Source organism: Faecalibacterium sp. Marseille-Q3530, assembly GCF_017377625.1.
GTDB lineage: Bacteria > Bacillota > Clostridia > Oscillospirales > Ruminococcaceae > Faecalibacterium > Faecalibacterium prausnitzii_E.
The window spans coordinates 1-22,919 of record NZ_JAFREH010000002.1 but is presented as its reverse complement, the minus strand read 5'-3'; the positions used below and the strand labels follow the sequence as shown (position 1 = coordinate 22,919).

Sequence of the window (22,919 nt, the reverse complement as noted above, 5' to 3'; positions counted from 1 at the left end):
TCTTTTGCGAGGGCAGGCCTTTAGGCGTTTTTCTTGAGAGGAGATCATCCTTATGAGCTATACGACCCAACAGGATATCCTGGATTTTGTGGAGGACAACAACGTCAAATTCGTGCGGTTCGCCTTCTGCGACATCTTCGGCACACAGAAGAACATCGCCGTGCTGGCCGGGGACCTGCCCAAGGCGCTGGAGGACGGCGTCTGCTTCGACGGCAGCTCCATTGCCGGGTTCATGAAGGTGGAAGAGAGCGACCTGGTGCTCCGGCCCGACCTCTCCACCGTGACCATCCTGCCCTGGCGCCCCACCGAAGGCCGGGTGATGCAGTTCTTCTGCGACGTGGAACGGCCGGACGGCGACCCCTTTGGCGGCAACTGCCGGGGGTTCCTGCGCCAGATGAGCCGCCGCTTCCGCAAGCTGGGGCTAACCTGCAACGTGGGGGCCGAGTGCGAGTTCTATCTGTTCGAGAACGATGACCATGGCCGCCCCACCCGCGTCCCAATCGACTTCGGCGGCTACTTCGACGTGGCCCCGCTGGACGCAGGCGAGAACCTGCGCCGCGACATCTGCCTGACCATGGAGCAGATGGGCATGAGCCCCCAGCACAGCCACCACGAGAGCGGCAACGGCCAGAACGAGATCGACTGCCACTATGCAGGCCCACTCAAGACCGCCGACAACGTGATGATGTTCAAGCAGATCGTGCGGGCCGTGGCCATGCGCAGCGGCATCCATGCCAGCTTCCTTCCCAAACCTCTGGCCGACCAGGCCGGCAGCGGGCTGCACATCAACCTTTCGCTCTACATGGACGGACGGAACCTGTTCGAGGGCGACATCGCGCCCGACAGCATCGCGGGCAGCTTTATGGCGGGTGTGCTGGCACACAGCCGCGCGCTGACCGTCTTCACCAATCCCCTGCCCAACAGCTACCTCCGCTTCGGCAGCGACGAGGCCCCCAAATACGTGAGCTGGAGCCGCCAGAACCGCAGCCAGCTCGTGCGCATCCCGCAGGTGCAGGGCGACAACTGCCGCATGGAACTGCGCAGCCCGGACCCCGCCTGCAACCCGTATCTGGCCATCGGCCTCATCCTGGCCGCCGGTCTGGACGGCATTGAGCGCCGGTTGGAACTGCAGGCCCCCATCAACAAGAATCTGTTCGACCCCGCCGTGGCCGCTGGCCTTGGGCTGGAAAAGCTGCCTTCCACTCTGGAAGAAGCCGTGCAGGCCGCGCAGGAGAGTGACTTCCTGCGCGCCGTGCTGCCGGAGGAGCTCTCTCACCGCTACTACGAGGAGGAACTGAAGCGCTGCGCTGCCCTGAAGAATGCCGCCGACCCGGCGGAGTACGAGCGCATCCACTACTTCAACGCCATCTGAGCGGTAAGCTACCGGAAAAAGAGAGGGAAAAGGAAAGGAGCGATTCCGAATGGGACGTGCTCTGATCGTCAGCGCCGGAGCCAGCTCAAACGAGTATATCTCGGCACGGCTGGCGGAGCTGGGATACCCCCGGCCTCTGATCGTGCCAAGCGGAGCCGAGGCCCGGCGCAGGATGTTAGAATCGGATTTTGAGCTCATCGTGGTCAACGCGCCGCTGCCCGATGAGTTTGGCCATGAGCTGTGCGCTGCCGCCGTGGAAAAGACCGACGCGGGCGTGATGCTTCTGGCCAAGGCCGCTGCGGCCGATCAGCTGCTGGGTTCCATGAGCGACGAGGGCGTGCTGCTTTTGAGCAAGCCGTTCTCGAACACGCTGTTTTTGCAGGCCATCCACATGGCAGCAGCCAGCAACCACCGCCTGCTGCGCCTGCGGCAGGAAAACGCCAGGATGCAGGAAAAGATCGCGCAGGTGCGTCTGGTCAGCCGCGCCAAATGCTGCCTCATCGAGCGGGAAGGCATGACCGAGGCCGACGCCCATCGCCTGATCGAAAAGCGGGCCATGGACACCCGGCGCGACCGTGCCGAGATCGCACAAGAAATCCTTGATTCTTACGAGGATTAGGATTATAATTTTATGTCGGAAAACGAGCTCCCCATAGTCTGCTTCGCAGACAGCCCCCCTCTGGGAGGGCGGCGGCATCGCCTGCGCGGTGCCAAAGGGAGCTTCTGGGAAAAGTATCAGAATCAAACGAGATAGAGGAGGACCATTTTTATGGCAAAATTCATCTTCGTCACCGGCGGCGTCGTCTCCGGTCTGGGCAAAGGCATCACGGCCGCTTCGCTGGGCCGCCTGCTCAAGTGCCGCGGCCTGAAGGTCGCCAGCCAGAAGCTCGACCCCTATGTGAACGTGGACCCCGGCACCATGAGCCCGCTGCAGCACGGCGAGGTCTTCGTGACCGACGACGGCACCGAGACCGACCTCGACCTGGGCCACTACGAGCGCTTCATCGACGAGAACCTGAACAAATACTCCAATCTGACCACCGGCAAGGTCTACTGGAACGTTCTGAACAAGGAGCGCCAGGGCGCATACCTGGGCCAGACCGTCCAGATCATCCCCCACATCACCAACGAGATCAAGAGCTACATCTACAACCTGGCCTCCTCCACCGAGGCTGATGTGGTCATCACCGAGATCGGCGGCACCACCGGCGACATCGAGAGCCAGCCCTTCCTGGAGGCCATCCGTCAGGTGGGCCTGGAGCAGGGCCGCGACAACTGCTGCTACATCCACGTCGTGCTGGTGCCCTACATCTCCGGCTCGGACGAGTACAAATCGAAGCCTGCACAGCACTCCGTCAAGGAGCTGCAGGGCATGGGCATCAACCCCGACATCATCATCCTGCGTGCCGACGGCAGCGTGGGCGGCGACATCCGCCGCAAGATCAGCACCTTCTGCAACGTAAAGCCGGAGTGCGTCATCGAGAACCTGACCATGCCCAGCCTCTACCAGTGCCCGCTGATGCTCCACACCAACGGTCTGGACGATGTGGTGGTCAAGAAGCTGAAGCTGGACGTCCCCCCTGCCGACCTGACCGAGTGGAAGCAGGTGGTCTCCCGCATCGCCACCCGCAGCAAGACCTGCACCATCGCACTGGTGGGCAAGTATGTCAAGCTGCACGATGCCTACCTCTCCGTCATGGAGAGCCTCTACCACGCCGGTTTTGAGAACGACAGCCAGGTGGAGATCCGCTGGGTCGAGAGCGAAGACCTGACCGACCAGGCCGCCTGCAAGGAAGCCTTTACCGATGTGGACGGCATCATCGTGCCCGGCGGCTTCGGTGACCGCGGCATCGAGGGAATGATCCAGGCCGCACAGTACGCCCGCGAGAACCATGTGCCCTACTTCGGCATCTGCCTGGGCATGCAGATCATGGTCATGGAGTTTGCCCGCAATGTGCTGGGCTACGCCGATGCGAACTCCAGCGAGTTCACCCCGGACGGCCAGCACAATGTCATCGCGCTGATGGCCGACCAGCAGGGCAACATCCCCAAGGGCGGCACCATGCGCCTGGGCAAATACCCCTGCACCGTCAAGCCCGGCACTAAGATGGCCGAGTGCTACGGCGAACCGGAGATCTGGGAGCGCCACCGCCACCGCTACGAGTTCAACAACGACTTCCGCAGCGAGATGGAGGAAAAGGGTCTGGTCATTTCCGGCACCAGCCCCGACGGCCGTCTGGTCGAGACCGTGGAGCTGCCGGGCCGCGCCTTCCATCTGGGTGCCCAGTTCCACCCGGAGTTCAAGAGCCGCCCCAACCGCGCGCATCCCCTGTTCAAGGGCTTCATCGCAGCAGCTCTCCAGTTCCGTGCCGCCGCGCAGCGCAGCATGATGAACGTGTGATCCCCTCTCAGTCTGCTGCGCAGACAGCTCCCCCAGAGGGGGAGCCACTGGCGAGCCGGTTTTGACTGTGCTGAAATGAACAAAGCCCCATAAAACCATAAACAAAAGCGCTCCGCTGTTTCGATTCACAGCATCATTCCCATTGCTCTTTGTCAGAGCATGGTACAGATGCCGCTGGTCTTGACAGCGGAGCACTTTCGTTTACGATATCAGAATGCCTTCATCATTCAGCAGGAGTTGCCCGACCTGCCAAAGGCTCCCCCTTTGGGGGAGCTGGCATCGCTGCGCGATGCCTGAGAGGGTCACTTCTTTGCAGCAGCCTTCTTGCGGGCGGCGCGGCTGGTCTTCCGGGCAGCAGGCTTCTTGACCGGAGCCTTGACTGCTGCGGGGGCAGCCTTTTCTGCGGGCTTTGCCTCTACCTTGGCCGGTTCGGCCTTGACTTCCTCGGCCTTGGGTGCCTCAACAGCAGGAGCAGTCTCTGCGGGCTTCTCTTCCGCCTTGACCGGCTCTGCCTTGACTTCTTCCGCCTTGGGGGCCTCGACCGCAGGAGCGGCTTCTGCGGGCTTCTCCTCTGCCTTGACTTCGACCTTTTCCTCAACGGGAGCGGCGGCGGGCTCGTCCTTTTTGGCAGCGCGCTTTGCGCTGGCGCGGTCCTTCACCTCGGAGATGGTCCAGAGCTGGTCTTCCCCGGCGGTCTCCTGCCAGATCTGCAGCTGTGCGCCGTCGGAGACGCCCATGCCCACGGTGTCGATGCACTTGCCGCTGGCCCAGGAAGAGCGCAGGCGGACGGTGCCGGCGGGGGTAGGCTCCACGGTCCACATCTGGGACGTGCCGCCCACATCCTCCCACAGATGCAGCCAGGTGCCGTTGGCGGTGCCGGTCATCATCAGGTCGAGGAGCTTGCCGGAAGCGCGGTTGCGGATGCGGTAGACACCGTCCCCTACGCGGATGAACGCCCACTCCTGTTCGGGCTTGTGGTCGTATTTGCCCAGACGAACGGTCTCCTCGTTCTTCGTGGAAGCAGCCGCCTCGATGACGCTGCCGGTGCGGGCAGCGATGGTGTAAAAACGATCTGCTTCGATCACAGTCTGTGCAACAGTTTTCATGATAATTCCCTCCAAACGTTTTTCTCACAAACAAATCGATCTTTTTGTCTTGTTAAATTATACCACTTGTCGTAATTTTTTACAAGGATTTCGACATTCCTTTAGCACTTTGACCAAAAAGCGTCCGCTTTTCATCTGCTTTTGCAAACTTCGACTGAACTTTCGGTCGTAACCAAATTGTAACCACACCAAAATGTTCCAATGCAATGGAATGTCCGGGTGTTTCGTATTATAATCAAATGGGAAAGCCCATCCGCATTTCGTCCCTGTGACCTGTGAGGTACTGCATTATGAAACAGAATCTACTCCGCATCGGCTGCGCGGCAGCGGGCCTGGCACTGGCGGCGGGGGTGTTCACCTCCTGTTCGCTGCTGCCCACGCCGTCCCGGCCCGTGTCCCACCCCCAGCAGGAGGAGGAACCGCCTAAATACGACGCCTCCTCCCTGCGGGACGGCAGGCTGCGGCTCTTCTCCAGCTATGACTCCCTCGGCGGGAACACCATCCTCTGCGGCGACAAGGTGGTGCACCAGTCCCCTGCCAGCGAAACGTCCTATCTGCTGACCGACAGCCAGACCGGCGAGACGAACTGGTTCGTCTGCACCTGGTCTGACCCGGACACCGCCGCCGGGCGGCGCAGCGGCATCTTCGACCGGACGGGTGAGGCGCTCTACACCTTTGACCGCGAATACGATATCCGCCTTTCCGGCGGCGTGCTCGTTCTGACCACCCCCACCAGCTTCGCCTATTCGCCCCTGCACGACCATGCAGCGGGCGACGTGCGGGTGCTGGACTTTGCTTCGGGCATTGAGTACCCCGTGCCCGAAAACGCCTACACCTGCCTTGTGGCGGGCGACCGGCTGGCCTTTGGCCTCTATGCCCCCGGCGATGCTGCGCCCGATGAAGAGAACGACGACCTCTACCAGTATGCTGCCGTTCAGATCCAGGAAAAGGACGGCACCGTGGTCTACCAGAACTTTCACGGCCTGCTGTACAGCCTTTCCGCCGGGATCGACGACCCGCTGGCCCCCGCCGACTGGGTGGAGATCGACACCTACAACGAAGACGGCACGAGCCTGGAGTCTACTTCCCTGCTGAATGCGGCCACCGGCGAGGAACGGAGCGGCTTTGTCACCTATCTCCACGCGGGCATTGCCAGCTTCCGGACCGACGAGGGCAAGTATCAGCTCGTGGATCTGGTCAGCGACATGACCAGCACCGTGCTGTGCGAATTTGACAACGCCATCAGCGGGTACGCGCCCGGCGTGACCGTGCTCTACCGGGAGGGCGGCTACCTCCTCTACGACCTGACCACCGGCGACACCCTCGACCTCTACAACATGGCCCTGGGCACCAACACGCTGGACATCTACGCCAGGGACGGCACCCTCCGCGTCTACGACATGGACACCGGTGCCATCCGGACCGACACGACGGTTGCGCCGCTGGAAACGCTGCACCGCACCGACCTCTACGACCAGGGCAGCGGCTGGGTCAATCTGCGCCAGTACGACAACGACAACTACGATGTGACCACCCTGACCCTCGCCGGGCCGACGCTGAGCAAGACCCTTTCGATGGCCGACCTCACCGCCCGCTACGGCGACGACTTCGATGGCTATCTCTGGCCCGTGGCTGCCACGGAGGACGACTTCTATTTCTCCATCAGCTACCGCGGCCCCGGCAGCACCTGGCTGTACGACCTGCTGGACAGCGACGGCGCGGTCGTTCTGGCCGGGCTGGGCAGCTGCGGCGAGTATTCCCGCTACAACAGCAGTGCGCCCCTGCCTGCGGGCGTCTTCGTGGCGCGCAAGGGCTTCGATTACGGCTGGATGGACGTGGAGGGCAACTGGATCTACTGCCAGAGCATCTTCACTTCCACCAGCGACGAGACCAACAACTACTTCTATTGAGGGAGGGTTTCACCATGAAACAGTCTAAAATTTCCCGCCGTTCCTTCCTGCTGGGGCTGGGGGCCGTCTCCACGGCGGCGCTGCTGGCCGCCTGCGGAGAGGCCGCTTCCAGCGCACCGGCATCGAGTGCCGCTTCGTCCGAAGCACCTGCCTCTTCCGCCAGCGAAGTGCCCGCAGCGCCCATCCTCACCGAGGATGAGTTTCCCGTCACCGACGGCTCCACGGCCTGCATCCCGCTCATTGCGCAGATCATGGCCGACACCACCGGCATGGAGCTGGAAGCCGCCCAGAGCGCCGTGACCACCAACACCACCGCCTGGGCCTGGCGGAACCTGGGCCTTTACGGCGACACCGAGAACGGCACCCGGCTCATCATCGCCTACGAGGCCCCGGAGTCCGTCAAGGAAGAGCTGAAGGCCGATGGTGCCCCGCTGGACCAGAAAGCCATTGGCCGGGACGCGCTGGTCTTCATCGTGAACGAGGACAATCCCGTCCAGAGCCTGACCCGGCAGCAGCTCCGGGACATCTACGCCGGGAAGATCACCAACTGGAAGGACGTGGGCGGCGAGGATGCCGACATCGTGGCCTTCCAGCGCCGGGAGGACTCCGGCAGCCAGACCCTGTTCCAGAAGCTGCTCATTCAGGGCGGCGAGCTGATGGACGCCCCCACCGAGCTGGCCCCTGCCATGATGGGTGAGCTGGTAGACGACATTGCCGAGTACAACAACGCGGCCAATGCCATCGGCTTCTCGGTCTACTACTACATCTCGGAGATGTACTCCAAGCCCGGCCTGCGGCTGCTGGCCGTGGACGGCGTGACCCCCGCGGCCGACACCATCGCGGACGAGAGCTACCCCCTGTGCAACGAGTTTTATGCCGCAGTCCGGCAGGATTCCGGCCCCGACACCCCGGAGCGCAAGGTCTACGACTGGCTCTCCACCGATGCAGGCCGCGCCTGCATCCAGAAGTCCGGCTATGTGGCCGCTCAATAATTTTTACTTGCGTGTTCCATTCATTTGACTTCGTTTCCATTCTTTGCTACAATGAAGAAAAGTCTGGCGGTCTCGGCCAGATCTGCCGCAAGACGTGAAGATGCGAAGGAGAATGAACCATGCTCAAACCCCACAACCACCCTGTGGAAAGCCACGGCCGCACCGCGCTGCGCAACTACATCATCCAGGCATCCACCCTGCTGGAGATCACTCTCTCCGGGCTGGTCCTTATCGGCCTGCTGTTCAGCATCGTGCCGCTGCTGAAATGGATGCCCGGCCTGCTGTTCGACGGCAACGATGCAGAGATCCGCACATTTCTGGAACGTGCGCTGGACATCGTCATCGGCATCGAGTTCATCAAGATGCTGGCTAAGCACAGCCCCGGCAGCAGCCTGGAAGTGCTGCTCTACGCCATCGCCCGCCACATGGTGGTCGGCCACGAATCCGCTGTTGAGAACCTGCTCAGCGTGGGTGCCATCGCGCTCATCTTCGTTGTGCGCAAGTTCTTCTTCGTGCCTGCATTCGGTGCCCACCTGCCGGACGGCAACCCTGCCCCCGACCTGACCCCGAACCAGAGCGGCATCCCTGCCCAGGAGTTCCGCCAGCGTCTGCATGACCGCATCCACGCCGAGGACCTCGACGAAGAAGAGAACGCCCCGGAATATGAGGATGTCGAGTGAGTCTTTTCCCCGGAACGCACACAGCCCCCGTGCTTTGGCACGGGGGCTGTTGTTTTGGCTCAGTTTATGCGTTCACGACGCCGCCCTCGACGACGAGTTCGTCCTCGTAGTCGGCACCGTAGGTATCCACGAGGGTCTCCTCGTAGTCCTTATGGAAGAACTGCTCATCGGCCAGCGCGGCGATCTCCTCGTTGATCCAGTCCAGCAGGGTGGTGTTGCCCTTGCTGACAGCCGGGGCGATGGTGTCGGCGCTGCCCAGCGAGGGGATGCCGACGGTGTAGCCGGGGTTCTGCTTGGCGAAGGCAATGACCTCGGTGTTGTCGTTGGCCCATGCCACGCCGTTGCCGTTCTCCAGTGCATTCTTGGCCGTGGCGTAGGAATCGTACTTTTGAAGCGGGATATTGGGGTAGTTCTTGACCAGATAGGTCTCCGCCGTGGTGCCGGAGATGACGATCATCTGGTCGTCGGCCTTCCAGTCGTCCAGGCTGGTGATGACGTTGCTGTCCGGCGAGATGACGCCCAGCGCAACGTTCATGTAGGGCAGGGCGAAATCGACTTCCTCGGCGCGCTCCGGGGTAACGGTGAAGTTGGCGAGGATGATGTCCACCTTGCCGGTCTGCAGATACTCGATGCGGTTAGCAGCCTCGGTGGAGACGAAGTTCACCTCCACGCCCAGGTCTTCGCCCAGACGGTTGGCAAAGTAGACGTCGTAGCCCTGATACTCGCCGTTCTCATCCACATAGCCAAACGGGTTCTTATCCGAGAAGACGCCGATGTTCACGGTGCCGTCGGCCTTGATCTCATCGAGGGTGCGGTAAACGGTGTCGCTGCCCGCAGCGGAACCAGCGGCAGAACTGGAAGCGGAAGCCGCCGTGGAGCTGGACGAACCGCCGCAGGCGGTCAGTGCGCTGGCAGCTGCTGCGGCACCCAGGCCCAGCAGGAAAGAACGGCGGGTGATCTTGTTGGTTTTCATCGTTTGTTCTCCTTTGCTTTATGATAACTTTCCCATATGATTTATCTGAACTGCACACAGTTGCAGTTGCTGGCTTGGAACCTCTCAGTCTGAAAAATGCGTGCGCCGTTACTTCACTGCCTCAAACGTGAAGGTGTTCAAAAACTTCTTTGCACGTTCGGTCTGCGGGTGGTCAAAGAACTGTGCGGGCGGGGCCTCCTCGACGATGCGGCCTCCATCCAGAAAGAGCACACGGTTCGCGACGGCACGGGCAAACTGCATCTCGTGGGTGACGATGACCATCGTTTTGCCCTCGCGGGCCAGGTCAAGCATGACATCCAGCACCTCACGGACCATCTCCGGGTCAAGGGCGGCGGTCACTTCGTCAAAGAGCAGAATTTCGGGGTGCATACACAGCGCCCGCACGATGGCAACGCGCTGCTTCTGGCCGCCGGAAAGCTCCCGCGGGTAGCTTTTTGCCTTTTGCAGCAGGCCCACGCGGTCCAGCAGAGCTTCTGCCTCCTGCTGCACCTCGGCTTTGGGGCGCTTCTGCACTTTGGTCGGAGCCAGCAGGATGTTATCCAGCACGGTCAGATGTGGAAAAAGCTCGTAGCTCTGAAACACCATCCCGATGCGCTGGCGCAGGGCCGCCAGATTCTTGCCGCCGTAGGCGACGGTCTCACTGCCCAGCTGCACCCGGCCTGCCTGCACCGGCTCCAATCCGTTCAGACAGCGCAGCAGGGTGCTCTTGCCGCAGCCAGACGGCCCCACCACGACGATGACCTCGCCGGGCTGAACGCCAAAGCTCACGTTATCCAGGATGTTCGTCTGACCATCGTAGCTTTTCACCAGATGGTCCACGGTCAAGATCGGTTCTGACATGTCCGGGTCACTTCCATTTCTTTTCCAGATAGCCCGCCAGCAGGCTGATGGGCCAGCAAGCGAGGAAATACAGCAAAAATACCGTCAGGTAGATGCCAAAGGCGGCGTTGGGGCTGGCCATGCGGTTTGCCTCAATGATCTGCTGGGCCACCTTGAGCACCTCCACCACGCCGATCATCAGCACAAGGCTGGTGGTCTTGATCATGCGGGTGATGAGGTTGATGGACAGCGGGATGAGCCGCCGCACGGTCTGGGGGACGATGATGTACCAGTAGGTCTGTGCCCGGCTCAGGCCCAGTGCCTCGCTGCTCTCGTACTGGTGCTTCGGGATGGCGATCAACGCCCCGCGCACCAGGTCGCTCATCTCGGCGGTGCCCCACAGCACGAAGACGATGACCGACGCGGTCTCGCCGGAGAGGTCCCACCCGAAAGTGCGGGTGGTGCCGAAGTAGACCAGAAAGAGCAGCACCATCTGGGGCATGATGCGGATGACCTCCAGATACACCCGGAGGATGGCTTTCAGGATGGGATTTTTGAAGGTCATCAGCACACCCAGCAGGATGCCCAGCGGCAGGCTGATGAGGACGGACACGGCGCTGATCTTGAGCGCCACGCCCAGACCGCCCAGCAGACGGATGAGGTTTTTGCCCTTGAACAGGACCTCAAGACCCAAATCCGGCATAGCGCACCCTCCTTTCGAGCCAGCTGCCCAGCAGCGACACCGGCAGCAGGATGATGAGGTAGAACACCACCAGCAGGAACAGACACTCCGGCGTCTTGTAGTACAGGCCGATGAGGTCTTTGGCGGTGAACATCAGGTCCATCAGGCTGACTGCGCTGAAGACGCTGGTCTCCTTGAGCAGGAAGATGACGTTGGCCATGAAGGCGGGCACGCTGGTGGACACCGCCTGCGGCAGGATGACGTAGCGCAGCGTCTGCAGCCGGGTCATGCCCAGGCTGTACGCGCTCTCGGTCTGGATGGGCTCGATGGCCTCCAGCCCGCTGCGGAAGGCTTCGGCCATGTAGCTGCCGCCCAGAAACGCCAGACCCGCGATGCCGCAGATCTCTGCGTTGGTCTTGATGCCCACCTTCGGCAGGCCGTAGTAGATGAAGAACAGCTGCACCAGCAGCGGCGTGTTCCGGCTGAGCTGGATATATGCCCCCACAAGGCGGCGCAGCACCGGCACTTTATCGTATTGGAGCACGGCGCAGACCAGCCCGATGCCAATGGCCCACACGATGCCGATGACACCCAGCCGCAGCGTCAGCCACGCCGCTTTTTCGTACTGCGGCAGATAGCTTGCGATGACGTCCCAGTCCATGCCTGTCCCCTCCTTTTTTGCATTGATTTTTTTTCGTTGGCCGTATGATAAACCCATTTCCATAGAATGTCAATAGGATTATAGGGGATTTTGGCGTCCGTTTTTTCAGGTTTGCCCTGATTCCACCTTTCAGCGCGTTTTTTGCGCACTCTCTTTTTTCGCAGATTTCATACAATATTGGTATGTTTGCACAAAGGCAAAGGCCGCCCATGCAGCTTGCACAGACGGCCTTTGCCCTGTTCTATTTCTTGTTTTGAATCAGCGGATCTCGATGCCGAGCTTGAACTTCAGGTTGCCCAGCACTTTTTTGACGGCGCGCTCGACCTGTTCGGCAGAGACTTCTGCGCTGGGGTCGGACAGCGTCAGGGAGAACGCCATGCTCTTCTTGCCCGCGCCGAGGTTTGCGCCGCGATAGATATCGAACAGCTTCACGTCGGTGATGAGCGGGCTTGCCTTTTTGATGGTCTCCTCGATCTCGCCGCAGGTGACCTGTTCCTCGCAGACGAGGGCCAGATCGCGCTTGACGGCAGCATAGGGGCTGAGCGGCTGATAGCGCAGCTCGCCGTCCACGCAGCTCATCAGGGCCTCGTAGTCCAGCTCACCGAGGTAGATGTTCTGGCTGTCCTTCTGTTCCTTTGCGATCTCCAGCTCGCCGTTGATCTCATTGGAGAGCTTGCCGAAGACGCCCAGACGCTTGCCGCCGCAGTAGACAGCGGCGCTGATGCCGGGGTGCAGCCAGGGCGCAGTCTCGCGCTCGTAGGTGAAGTGCAGGCCGAAACCGGCTGCCAGTGCCTCCATGGCGCCCTTGACGGTGAAGAAGTCCTCTTCCGGGCCGAAGGCACCGATGCAGAGGGTCTGGCGCTCGTGCGGATGCTCGCAGAGGGGCAGTTCCTTGGCCAGATAGACCGGTGCCATCTCGAACAGACGGCCCTCGGCGTTGCCCTTCTTCAGGTTGTCCACGATGACGTTCAGCATGGACGGGGTGAGCAGGGTGCGCATGATGGAGAGGTTCTCGCTGATGGGGTTCAGGATGCGGATGGCCTTGCGGGCAGCATCATCGGCGGGGATGTGCAGCATGTCCAGCTCTGCGTTGGAGTAGAAGGCCAGCGTGGATGCCTCATAGAAGCCCTGCGCCGCCAGCAGACGCTTGGTCTTGAGCTGCTGCTTCTGGTCGTAGTTCAGACCGCCGTTGGTGACAGCAGCGGTGTTCAGGAAGGTGGGCACGATGTGGTCGTAGCCGTACTCACGGATGACCTCCTCGGCCAGGTCGGGGAAGCTCTCCACATCCTCGCGGTACAGCGGGGCGGAAACATCCCAGCTGCCGTCGGCCTGCACGTCCACAGTGAATTCCAGACGCTGCAGGATGTCGATCATGGTCTGGTCAGGCACCGTGATGCCCAGCACACCGCAGATCTTGGCGGGGGTGGTCACGATGTGCCTGCGCTCCAGCGGGCGGCCATCGGTCAGGTCGTATTCCAGCGTGGTGATGTCGCCGCAGTCCAGCTCCTGGATCAGGTGCAGGGCACGGGCGAGGCCCAGTTCGGGCGAGTGGCGGTCCACACCCTTCTCGTAGCGGGCGGAGGAGTCGCTGTTCTGGCCCAGCGCGCGGCTGGTCTTGCGGACGGAGTCGCGGGCGAAGGTGGCGCACTCAAAGAGCAGGCTGGTGGTGTTCTCATCCATGCCGGAGTTGGCACCGCCCATGATGCCGGCCAGTGCCACCGGCTTTTCTGCATCGCAGATGACGAGGTTGTTGGGGTTCAGGGTGAACTCCTTCTCATCGAGGGTCACGATCTTCTCACCCTCGTGGGCGCGGCGGACATCGATGGTGCGGCCCGCGACCTTGTTCAGGTCAAAGGCGTGCATGGGCTGGCCCATCTCCAGCAGGGTGTGGTTGGTGATATCGACCACGTTGCTGATGGAACGCAGGCCGCACAGGGCCAGATGGCGCTTCATCCAGCGGGGAGACTCACCCATCCGGATGTTGCGGACATAGTGTGCCATGTAGCGGGGGCACAGGTCGGGAGCCTCCACCTGCACGGTGATGGGGGCATCGGCGTCGCAGACGGTCTGGTAATCCATGGCGGGCATGTGCAGGGGCTTGCCGAGGATGGCAGAGACCTCCCGCGCGATGCCCAGAACGGACTGGCAGTCCGGGCGGTTGGCGGTGATGGAGATATCGAAGATGTAGTCATCCAGACCGACCACCGGTGCGATGTCGGTGCCGGGGACGCTGTCTTCGGGCAGGATGAGCAGGCCGTAGACTTCCGAACCGGGGAACAGATCATCGTTCAGACCCAGCTCCTCGCCGGAGCAGAGCATACCGTTGGACTCAACGCCCTGCATCTTGCGGGCCTTGATCTTGATGCCGCCGGGCAGGGTGGAGCCATCCAGAGCGGCGGGCACACAGTCGCCCAGCTTCATGTTGGAGGCACCGGTGCTGATGCGGATGTCGTGGCCGTAGTCGCCGCAGTCCACCACACACTTGGTCAGGTGGGTGCCCTCCTGCTTTTCCATCTCCACGATCTTACCAACGACCACCTTGCTGATGCCTGCATCCAGCGGGATCAACTCTTCGACCTCAAACCCGCAGGAGAAGAGCTTCTCCTCCAATTCCTGAGCCGTGACGTCGATATCGACAAGTTCTTTTAACCAACTGAAAGGTACTTTCATTGTTTGCTCTCTCCCCTCTTATTCATGGAACTGCTTGAGGAACTCCAGGTTGTTCTCGAACATCAGGCCGATGTTGTTGATGCCGTATTTCAGCATGGCGATACGCTCGATGCCGATGCCAAAGGCGAAGCCGGAGTACTCATCCGGGTCGATGTTGCAGTTCTCCAAAACCTTGCGGTTGACGACGCCGCCGCCCAGAACTTCGATCCAGCCGGTGTGCTTGCACAGGGGGCAGCCCTTGCCGTGGCACTCGAAGCAGCTGACATCGACCTCGACGCTGGGCTCGGTGAACGGGAAGTAGGACGGGCGCAGGCGGGTGCGGGTGTCGGCACCGAACAGCTTCTGCACGAAGGTGTTCAGGGCACCCTGCAAATCGCCCAGGGTGATGCCCTTGTCCACGACCAGACCTTCCATCTGGTGGAACATGGGGCTGTGGGTCGCGTCGGAGTCGGAACGGAAGACGCGGCCGGGGATAAGCACCTTGATGGGTGGCTTCTGAGAATCCATGGTGCGGATCTGGCCGCCGGAGGTCTGGGTGCGGAGCAGGAACTCATCGGACAGGTAGAAGGTATCCTGCATATCGCGGGCGGGGTGGTCCTTCGGGACGTTCAGGCGGGTGAAGTTGTGGTCGTCGTCCTCGATCTCCGGGGCGTCCGCCACAGCAAAGCCCATGCCGGAGAAGACGTCGATGATCTGGTTGGTGACCAGCGTCAGCGGATGCAGACCGCCGACCGCGCGGGTCTTGGCGGGCAGGGTGATGTCCACGGTCTCGGCGGCGTTGCGGGCGGCCAGCTCGGCTTCCTTCACCTTGGCAGCGGCAGCATCGTAGTCCGCCTGCACCTTGGTCTTCAGTTCGTTGATGATCTTGCCCATGGCGGGGCGTTCTTCCGGCGCGACGGAGCGCAGATTTTTCATCAGCGCGGGGATCTTGCCGTTTTTGCTCAGATATTCCTGCCAGAACGTGGCCAGCGTCTCCTTGGAAGAGACCTGACCGAGGCTTTCTTCGGCCTGTTTGGCCAGCTCGTCGATCATTGCTTGCATGGAAATTCTCTCCTTCTCGGTTTTCTTCTTGTTCAGCGGGTAACAAAAAAGCTCCGCCCCGCTCTGCCTTTCGGCAAAGGGGACGAAGCTGTAAACTTTACTCCGCGGTACCACCCGGTTTCCGCTCTTTTTTATAAGGAGCGGCGCTCAAACGCCGTAACGGGGCGCACCGTCCCGCACTAGCAGGCTGTCTTCAGCCGTTCACGCGGGCCGCTCAGGAGCGAACTTCGGTGCACGTCTCTCTCGGAAGCCCTTTCAGCCGGTGAAGCTTCTCTCTTTGCCGGACACACTGCACGTACTTTCTCCGTCGCTGCGTTTTTGCATATCAGGTTTTCATAACCAGAAATCATCTTACCACATTTCGGCGCGGTTTGCAAGCGCAGAAGCGGATTTTGTGGCAATTTTCCGTTTTTGCTTGTGTTTTCCGCCGGGATATGGTATGCTGAGCGCAACGTTTTACTGGAAGGAGGGTGCACCCACATGGGTTGGAACGGCTGCGTTTTCTTCAAAAAAGGAAACCCTTAAGCATTTCCGGTTCGAAGTGCGCCCATTTTTAGGAATCGCCCTCTCAGTCTGCTACGCAGCCAGCTCCCCCGAAGGGGGAAAAGATGGAGTTTGCGCAATGCCAAGGCCTCTCCTACCAGGAGAGGTGTCACCGAAGGTGACGGAGAGGTTGTACAAAGAGACTCTAAGGATGGGCACTGTTTCATCTTGTAAAAATGAAAAGGTGCTTTCCATGAAATCAAATAAACAATCAACGCTCAACATCAAGCGGCAGCTTGGCTGTGTGTATACGGCCGACTTCTTCTCCGGCCTGCGGATCACCGACGCCGTGTGGGTCGCGCTGCTGGCCGCACGGGGGTTCTCCCTGTGGGAGATCGGCCTGGCCGAAAGTGTTTTCCATATCGTCAACCTGCTGTGCGAAGTGCCCAGCGGCATGGTGGCAGATCTGCTGGGCCGCAAAAAAGCCCTTGTGTCCGGCGGTGTGCTGGCCGTCACCTCCAACCTGCTGATGGCGTTTGCACCGAACCTGTTTGCCATCTGCTTCGCAATGGCGCTGAACGCGCTGTACGGTACCCTGTTCTCCGGCACCTTCACGGCCCTTGTCTACGACAGCCTCAAGACGGAAGACCGCGAGGACGAGTACCTTCAGATCTCCGCCAACAGTTCCCAGATCTCCATGCTGGCCAGTGCGCTGGGTTCGCTGGCCAGCACGGTCCAGCGGTTCCTCGGCTTTGCAGGCTTTTATCTGCTCAGCGCCCTGTTCGAGGGCGTCTCCACCCTCGCCTGCCGATGGATGAACGAACCCATCGTCACGGCAGCGCAGGCCAACCGGGCCCGGCAATCCCTGCACGACCTGCCCGGTCAATTCACCCTGCTCGTGCAGGACAGTCTGCATGTTCTGCGCACCTGCCCGCTGGCCGCGAAGCTCATCGTATCCAGTGCGATCATCTCGGTGCCCAGCTACCTGACCAAGATGTTTTTGCAGCAGCGTCTCATTGAGCTGGGCTGGCCCACCGAAGTGCTGTTCCTTCCCCTGCTGCTGGGCGGCCTCGCCTGCGTCCTCGGCACCGAGGCCGGGCGCCGGGTCCGGTTCTGTTCCATGCGGCAGTTCTACGCCGTTTGTGCCCTGCTCTGCGGTGCGGGCACCCTTCTGGTGGGCACCGCGCCTGCCTGGGGCGGCATCTTCGGCATGATGCTGGTGCAAGGCGTTTTGGAGGTCTACCTCCTGCATGAAAGCCAGCAGCTCAACGACGCCATCCCCAGCGACCAGCGCGCCACCCTCATCAGCGTGGACAGCATGGCCTACAGCCTGCTCATGATCCCCGCCAGCCCCCTCGTCGGTGCGGTCGGTGACGCCTTCGGTCAGGCAGGTGCCGGTCTCGCCCTCCTCGGCGGCCTTGTCGCCGTGAGCGGACTGGTGCTTCTGAGGCAGAAAAAGCGATAAGAGAACGAGAGAAAGAACAAGGACCCGACACTTCCGGTGCCGGGCCCTTGTTTTTGCTGTGTATTTCTTATTTTGCGATCAGCTCTTCCGCCAGCTGCTCCATCTGTGCCTCCGATGCGGCACTGACTGCCGAACGGATGGTGACGACGTTCCCACAGACGGTGATGTTCTTCATCCCCTCCAGTTCGGCGCGCATGAGCTTGGCGGCCATGGGGGCCCAGGTGCCGTTCTCCATCAGGCCGATGGTGCGGCTTTGGAAGTTCTTGGTCTTCAGGTGGGCCAGCAGGTTTTCCATCGGCGGGAAGAGGAAGCCGTCGTAGGTGGCGCAGGCCAGCACGATCTTCCCGCAGCGGAAGGCTTCGGTCACGGCGTAGGAGACATCGGTGCGGGTCAGGTCCATCTCCACGACTTTGGCTCCTCTGGCGCGGAGCTTTTCGGCCATCTGGTGTGCTGCTGCGCGGGTGTGGCCGTGGATGGACGCACTGGCAACCAGGATTTTCTCCGGCTCTTCGGGCTTGTAGCTGGACCAGGTGTCATAGTAGGCCAGGTATTTGCTCAGGTCGCCGGTCAGCACGGGGCCGTGCAGCGGGCAGATGGTCTGGATGTCCAGTGCAGCCGCCTTCTTCAGCAGAGCCTGCACCTGCGGGCCATACTTGCCCACGATGTTCAGGAAGTAGCGGCGGGCTTCGCTGGCCCAGTCGGCATGTTCGTCAAACTTTGCCACTGCGCCAAAGCGGCCAAAGCCATCGGCGGAGAAGAGCACCTTCTCGGTGGACTCATAGCTCACCATGACTTCCGGCCAGTGCACCATGGGCGCAAAAACGAAGGTCAGCGTGTGGCTGCCCAGGCTCAGGCTCTCGCCGTCCTTGACCACCACGCGGCGTTCCTTTGCGATGGCGTCCGCACCGAAGAACTGCTCCATATACTGGAAGGTCTTAGCGTTGCCCACCACCTGCATGGCCGGGTAACGTGCAGCCAGCTTTGCGATGTTGGCACCGTGGTCCGGCTCCATGTGGGAGACGATGAGGTAGTCGGGCTGGGTGCCGTTCAGGGCCTCGGCCAGATTTCCCAGCCACGGGTCGGTGGCGCGGGCGTCCACCGTATCCAGAACGGCGGTCTTCTCGTCCCGGATGACATAGGAATTGTAGCTCACACCGGTGGGCACCGGGTACTGGCTCTCGAACAGGTCGATGGTGGTATCATCCACACCTACGCCCAGAATGGCCTCGCTGATCTTTTTCACGCTCATAACAGACATCCTCTTTTCTGTTGTATCGCTGTTCCGGCGAACCGGAAATATTTACTAGGAACTTTTCTTAGTATAGCACAAGGGTTCTCATTTTGCAAGCCGCTTATCCCTCTCCGTCAGCGCGGGGAGGCTCTGTCATTGCAAAGTGCGTCAAACAGTGTGGTATAAACAAAGAAAAGCGCCTGGATTTTAACGAATCCAGGTGCTTTTTGCCGGTGGACGGACTGCAACGCCGGACGAACGCATGCTTGAAAATATCGCTGCATAGCGTCACTATTGTGCTTTCTATTTTACCGAAACGCATCCATCACTAAATCATTTTGCAGATGCAGGAACAAATTCAATTTTAACCTTCATTCCCATCCCGGCAGCAAGCCGCTGCAAGGTACGAAGAGATGGGTTTGCATTGCCGCGTTCCAGTTTGCTGATGTCGGTCTGTGCAATACCCGTGCGCTCCGAAAGTTGCTTCTGGGTCAAACCGCTTTCTTTGCGGGCCTTGAGCATGGCTTCAATCACGGAAAATTCCGGGTCAAGTGCGTCCCATTCGGCCTTGAATTCAGGGTCTTTCATCTGCTCATTCAAAAAATCGTTGAAGTTTGTCATTTGGAACTCTCCTTTCAGGCAAGATAATCTGCGCGATATTGTTTTGCCAGCGTGATCTCTGAAGCAGGTGTTTTCTGGGTCTTTTTGATAAATCCATTTGTGAGGATCACCTTTTTACCAACCACGAAGAAATACAGCACGCGGGTAATATCCGACCCAAACTTGGTACGAATTTCAAAAATTCCATCATCCAGTGCTTTGGAATACGGTTCCCTTAAAAACGGCCCCTCTTCACGGAGCAACGCAACGGTACGCAAAACTTTGGCTTGCATTTTCTTATCCAGACTTAGGATAAACTCTTTGGCTGGCTCGGAGCCATCGGCTTTATCGTAGAATTCAATTTCATATTCCTGCACGGCTGCGCTCCCTTTGAATAGTGGATTTATCTCATATACAGTATAGTGGATATATTCTCTATTGTCAAGAGTGTATCGCTTTACATATTATAGCAGTTTGCGTTTTTAATGCACAAGCAACATCCGCAAACTGCATATCGCAAAGATGCCGTTCTGATTGGCGCTATTTTTGAAAATTGCGATAGTTCCTTTATAGGATGATAATGGCATTTTAAACTACAAAGGGAGAACATTATGACTTTCTGTCGATTTGTGGTGCCGTGTATATCTGCCGCAAAAATAAAAGCAAGCCCATCCGATACTGTCCAGAAGCAAGATAAAATACGCTCGCAATTTCAAAAACGAAATGCAACCTAAAATGTAACCGGTTACATTTTTTGCAAAGAAAATGGCTAGAAATTAACGAAATGACGTCAATTTCTAGCCATTACTGGTGGAGGCGATGGGAGTCGAACCCATGTCCGAAAAGAGTTCAGCGTAGGTGTCTCCGGGTGCAGGCGATCAACAACATTCCCTCCGCGTCACGCCGGTCGCCAGGCTAACGCATTGGTAGCTTCATGAGTTCCTGCCGGTCCGCAAAGCTTAGGTCCGTTCAGGTGCTGTGTCTAAAGGACGCCCCGGCCCCACACGACACAAGAGTGGGCGGAACGCGCAGCACTCAGGCTGCGAGCAACTGATAATTATTGTTGTCAGTTAATTTTTTGGAGGAGTTTAGAGCAGATCCCCCACTGCTACCCGCTGCCCAGGCCTCGCTCCCCCCGTCGAAACCTTTACGCCCCCATGAAACGCACACCGGTGAGGGTGTGCGGTGAAGCAGAGTTTCGTCCGGCTGGAACAGCCCGGAGATCTTAGTAATACGTGCCGTTGGACTTGACGGCCCGGTCGATGGAGCGCTTTGCGTCACGCTTGGCGGCATCGGCGCGCTTGTCGTAGAGCTTTTTGCCCTTGCACAGGCCCAGCTCCATCTTCACGCGGCCATGCTTGAAATAGAGCGAGAGCGGAACCAGCGTATACCCTTGCAGTTTACACTGCTGATGCAGCCGCCGGATCTCGTTCTTGTGGGCCAGCAGACGCCGCACCCGCATGGGGTCCTGGTTGAAGATGTTGCCGTGGTCGTAGGGGGTGATGTGCATTCCCTTGACCAGAAGCTCGCCGTCCTCGATATCGACCCAGCTGTCTTTCAGGTTGACGCCGCCGGCCCGCAGGCTCTTCACCTCGGTGCCTTTCAGCTCCAGACCTGTTTCCAGCGCTTCCAGAACGAAGTATTCGTGGCGTGCTTCCCGGTTGGTGGCGATGGTCTTTGTGGCCGGACGCTCTTTTGCAGGTGCCATGGGGCACGCCTCCTTTCTGTTCTGGTCTCATTTTGTTAGTATATCACATTTTTGCGGTTTTGCAAGGCCCGTTTTTGAAGGAATTGTAAACTTTTGCCAGGTTTACAGTTCCCCGCGGCCTTCCAGTGCCTTGTACAGGGTGTTCTCGTCGGTGTACTCCAGATTGCCGCCCACGGGCAGGCCGTAGGCCAGACGGGTGACTTTGATGCCCAGCGGCTTGATGAGCTTGGCCAGATACATCGCGGTGGCCTCGCCCTCCACGGTGGGGTTCATGGCCATGATGACCTCTTTCACCTCGTCGGTGCTCAGGCGGGCCAGCAGCTCCTTGACGGTGAGCTGCTCGGCCGTGATGCCGTCCAGCGGGTTCATCAGACCGTGGAGCACATGGTACAGGCCCCGGTATTCGCGGGTGCGCTCAAACGCCTGCACGTCGCGGGGCTTTTCCACCACGCAGATGACCGAGCGGTCCCGCTTGGCGCTGGCGCAGATAGGGCACAGCTCGGCTTCGGTATAGTTCTGGCAGACGCGGCAGCGGTGGAGCCGGGTGTGGGCCGCCTGGATGGCACCCGCCAGCGCGGCGGCCTCGTCATCCGACATGCTCAGCACCTGATAGGCCATCCGGGTCGCGCCCTTGGTGCCAATGCCCGGAAACTTGCTGAACTCTTCGATCAGCTTGTCCAGCGGGGCTGCATTATAACTCATGGCGACGCCTCCCCGCGGCTCAGAGGCCGGGGATATTCAGGCCGCCGGTCAGCTTGCCCATCTCGGCCTCGGCGGTCTCATCCACCTGCTTGACGGTGGCGTTGATGGCCGCAGCCACCAGATCTTCCAGCATCTCGATGTCGTCGGGGTCCACGGCTTCGGGCTTGATGGAGATGCTGAGCACCTCGTGCTTGCCGTTCATCTTCACCGTGACCATCTCGCCGGATGCGCTGCCGGTGTACTCGGCGGCTTCCAGCTCGGCCTGCTTGGCCTTCATGTCATCCTGCATCTTCTGTGCCTGACGCATCAGGGCGTTCATATCGGGGCGGCCAAAACCTGCGGGCATTCTTGCTTTCATCGTTCGTAGTTCTCCTTTATCATCATATAGAATTTTTTGGATATTGAAATCTCTTAGTTGGGCTTACTATAACAGCCTGTTCTGAAAGAATACGCTTTCCTTGGTACAACCTCTCTGGAGGAGCTGGCAGCGCGCCAGCGCTGACGGAGAGGGTCATCTTACCTTTTCTTTTTCGCACTCTCCTCAATGCTCACGTCCACGCCCAGCTGTTCCAGACGGCGGAGGGATTCCTCGGCGTTGGTGGCAGAGCGGTGGACAGCTTTCGGCTCGTAGGGGCCGATGGGCACGGCTACGCCGGACACCTGCGCGATGAGCTTCTTGATGAGGCGCTGGCTGTCCTTGTTGGCGCGGATGAAGTCCCGGAAGGTCTTTCCGCCGTCGATGAGGACGCGGGTCCCGTCGAAGTAGCCCTTCGACTTTTTGAGGTAAGTGTAGAGCATGGGGTCTTTTTCCTGCAGCAGCCGGACCACCTCATCCCACTGGGGGAAGGGGTTGATTCCCTCTGCTGCCACCCTGCGGGGCTTGTTGAGGGCGGGGTCTGCCGGATGCTCGGCACTGGGCTGCACCTGGGCCGGAGCTGGTTTTTCTGCCGACGTGGACGGAGCCGCTTCGGGCTGGGCCGGAGGCGCAGGCCGGGCCGGTTCATCCCAGGGCAGCGGGGCAGCGTCCTGCACCGGCGGTTCCTCCGGAAGCGGCGGCAGGTCGTCCTCAGCAGGGGCTGCTTTGACCGAAGGTTCCGGCTGCGGTTCCGGGTCTGCCATGGAGGCAGGCGTGGCCGTCTCCGGCGCGGTCTGTGTTACCGGTGCGGCAGGCTCCACAGCAGGAGCTGCCGGGGCCACCGGAACGCTCACAAAGGGCTGCGGCGGGGCCGCTGCCACAAAGGGGCGGGACGTTTCCTGCGGGGCCGCCGGGCGGGGTGCGGCTTCCACCGCTGCCCGCTGCATCATCTGGGGCGGCTCGGACAGGCTGAAGAGGTGGCTCTTTTTAACATCTTGCGGCGGCGGCCATATGCAAGGGGTGGATATCGGTGGGTGGCGGCGTGTT

Annotated in this window: 21 protein-coding genes, 1 other RNA gene and 1 other annotated feature; of the genes, 7 read left to right on the top strand and 15 right to left on the bottom strand. The window is 60.3% G+C overall.

The genetic code is table 11. The features are described from left to right. The first annotated feature begins 52 nt into the window (after positions 1–52). From J3350_RS03240 to J3350_RS03230, 3 genes are all read left to right on the top strand, one after another. Complete coding sequence (locus tag J3350_RS03240) at positions 53–1,372, top strand: glutamine synthetase family protein (protein WP_118552815.1); 1,320 nt, start codon at positions 53–55, stop codon at positions 1,370–1,372. A 49-nt stretch (positions 1,373–1,421) separates the two neighbouring features. Beyond that, the gene (locus tag J3350_RS03235; RefSeq protein ID WP_207685672.1) at positions 1,422–1,991 is read left to right on the top strand and encodes an ANTAR domain-containing response regulator; all 570 of its coding nucleotides are present in this window, start codon (positions 1,422–1,424) and stop codon (positions 1,989–1,991) included. A 150-nt stretch (positions 1,992–2,141) separates the two neighbouring features. After that, complete coding sequence (locus tag J3350_RS03230) at positions 2,142–3,773, top strand: CTP synthase (protein WP_097792390.1); 1,632 nt, start codon at positions 2,142–2,144, stop codon at positions 3,771–3,773. A 302-nt stretch (positions 3,774–4,075) separates the two neighbouring features. Here J3350_RS03230 and J3350_RS03225 read toward each other — a convergent pair whose 3' ends face one another. Beyond that, entirely contained in the window at positions 4,076–4,879 is an 804-nt protein-coding gene (locus J3350_RS03225; RefSeq protein WP_207685671.1) for an RICIN domain-containing protein, read from the bottom strand. Positions 4,880–5,169: 290 nt separating this feature from the next. Between J3350_RS03225 and J3350_RS03220 the strand changes: the two genes are divergently transcribed. The 3 genes from J3350_RS03220 (at position 5,170) to J3350_RS03210 (ending at position 8,461) form a co-directional block, all read left to right on the top strand. Further along, complete coding sequence (locus J3350_RS03220; RefSeq protein WP_207685670.1) at positions 5,170–6,789, top strand: DUF5046 domain-containing protein; 1,620 nt, start codon at positions 5,170–5,172, stop codon at positions 6,787–6,789. Positions 6,790–6,803: 14 nt separating this feature from the next. Beyond that, entirely contained in the window at positions 6,804–7,781 is a 978-nt protein-coding gene (locus tag J3350_RS03215) for a substrate-binding domain-containing protein (protein ID WP_207685669.1), read from the top strand. A gap of 119 nt (positions 7,782–7,900) precedes the next feature. After that, positions 7,901–8,461, top strand: a complete 561-nt coding sequence (locus J3350_RS03210) for a transporter (RefSeq protein WP_207685668.1) — start codon at positions 7,901–7,903, stop codon at positions 8,459–8,461. 64 nt (positions 8,462–8,525) lie between these two features. Here J3350_RS03210 and J3350_RS03205 read toward each other — a convergent pair whose 3' ends face one another. The 6 genes from J3350_RS03205 to pheS form a co-directional block, all read right to left on the bottom strand. Then, positions 8,526–9,434, bottom strand: a complete 909-nt coding sequence (locus tag J3350_RS03205) for a transporter substrate-binding domain-containing protein (RefSeq protein ID WP_207685667.1) — start codon at positions 9,432–9,434, stop codon at positions 8,526–8,528. Between the two features lie 108 nt (positions 9,435–9,542). Next, complete coding sequence (locus J3350_RS03200; protein ID WP_242700112.1) at positions 9,543–10,295, bottom strand: amino acid ABC transporter ATP-binding protein; 753 nt, start codon at positions 10,293–10,295, stop codon at positions 9,543–9,545. Between the two features lie 7 nt (positions 10,296–10,302). Beyond that, positions 10,303–10,977 (bottom strand): amino acid ABC transporter permease, encoded by a 675-nt coding sequence (locus J3350_RS03195; protein ID WP_207685666.1) that lies wholly within the window; start codon positions 10,975–10,977, stop codon positions 10,303–10,305. Then, entirely contained in the window at positions 10,958–11,617 is a 660-nt protein-coding gene (locus tag J3350_RS03190; protein ID WP_207685665.1) for an amino acid ABC transporter permease, read from the bottom strand. Before J3350_RS03190 ends, J3350_RS03195 begins: the two co-directional genes overlap by 20 nt. Positions 11,618–11,875: 258 nt before the next feature. Then, on the bottom strand, positions 11,876–14,287 hold the full coding sequence (pheT, locus tag J3350_RS03185; protein WP_207685664.1) for a phenylalanine--tRNA ligase subunit beta: 2,412 nt from the start codon (positions 14,285–14,287) through the stop codon (positions 11,876–11,878). Positions 14,288–14,305: 18 nt separating this feature from the next. Next, complete coding sequence (gene pheS, locus J3350_RS03180) at positions 14,306–15,328, bottom strand: phenylalanine--tRNA ligase subunit alpha (protein WP_097792400.1); 1,023 nt, start codon at positions 15,326–15,328, stop codon at positions 14,306–14,308. 75 nt (positions 15,329–15,403) lie between these two features. Further along, positions 15,404–15,648, bottom strand: a binding site (T-box leader). 416 nt (positions 15,649–16,064) lie between these two features. Here pheS and J3350_RS03175 point away from each other — a divergent pair. Next, positions 16,065–17,276 carry an MFS transporter gene (locus tag J3350_RS03175; RefSeq protein ID WP_207685663.1) on the top strand — a complete coding sequence of 404 codons (1,212 nt, stop codon included), beginning with the start codon at positions 16,065–16,067 and terminating at the stop codon, positions 17,274–17,276. 67 nt (positions 17,277–17,343) lie between these two features. Here J3350_RS03175 and J3350_RS03170 read toward each other — a convergent pair whose 3' ends face one another. From J3350_RS03170 to J3350_RS03135, 8 genes are all read right to left on the bottom strand, one after another. Next, positions 17,344–18,525 carry an FprA family A-type flavoprotein gene (locus J3350_RS03170; RefSeq protein ID WP_207685662.1) on the bottom strand — a complete coding sequence of 394 codons (1,182 nt, stop codon included), beginning with the start codon at positions 18,523–18,525 and terminating at the stop codon, positions 17,344–17,346. Positions 18,526–18,840: 315 nt separating this feature from the next. Continuing rightward, positions 18,841–19,128, bottom strand: a complete 288-nt coding sequence (locus J3350_RS03165) for a helix-turn-helix domain-containing protein (RefSeq protein ID WP_097770331.1) — start codon at positions 19,126–19,128, stop codon at positions 18,841–18,843. Positions 19,129–19,142: 14 nt separating this feature from the next. Beyond that, positions 19,143–19,484, bottom strand: a complete 342-nt coding sequence (locus J3350_RS03160; RefSeq protein ID WP_207685661.1) for a type II toxin-antitoxin system RelE/ParE family toxin — start codon at positions 19,482–19,484, stop codon at positions 19,143–19,145. A gap of 431 nt (positions 19,485–19,915) precedes the next feature. After that, positions 19,916–20,264: a transfer-messenger RNA gene (ssrA, locus tag J3350_RS03155) on the bottom strand. Positions 20,265–20,332: 68 nt separating this feature from the next. Beyond that, positions 20,333–20,815, bottom strand: coding sequence for an SsrA-binding protein SmpB (gene smpB / locus J3350_RS03150; protein ID WP_118552805.1), 483 nt, complete (start codon positions 20,813–20,815; stop codon positions 20,333–20,335). Positions 20,816–20,917: 102 nt separating this feature from the next. Continuing rightward, complete coding sequence (gene recR, locus J3350_RS03145) at positions 20,918–21,517, bottom strand: recombination mediator RecR (RefSeq protein WP_097792404.1); 600 nt, start codon at positions 21,515–21,517, stop codon at positions 20,918–20,920. A gap of 19 nt (positions 21,518–21,536) precedes the next feature. Continuing rightward, positions 21,537–21,875, bottom strand: coding sequence for a YbaB/EbfC family nucleoid-associated protein (locus J3350_RS03140; RefSeq protein ID WP_055191133.1), 339 nt, complete (start codon positions 21,873–21,875; stop codon positions 21,537–21,539). A 158-nt stretch (positions 21,876–22,033) separates the two neighbouring features. Continuing rightward, entirely contained in the window at positions 22,034–22,822 is a 789-nt protein-coding gene (locus tag J3350_RS03135; RefSeq protein WP_207685660.1) for a hypothetical protein, read from the bottom strand. Positions 22,823–22,919 lie beyond the last annotated feature (97 nt).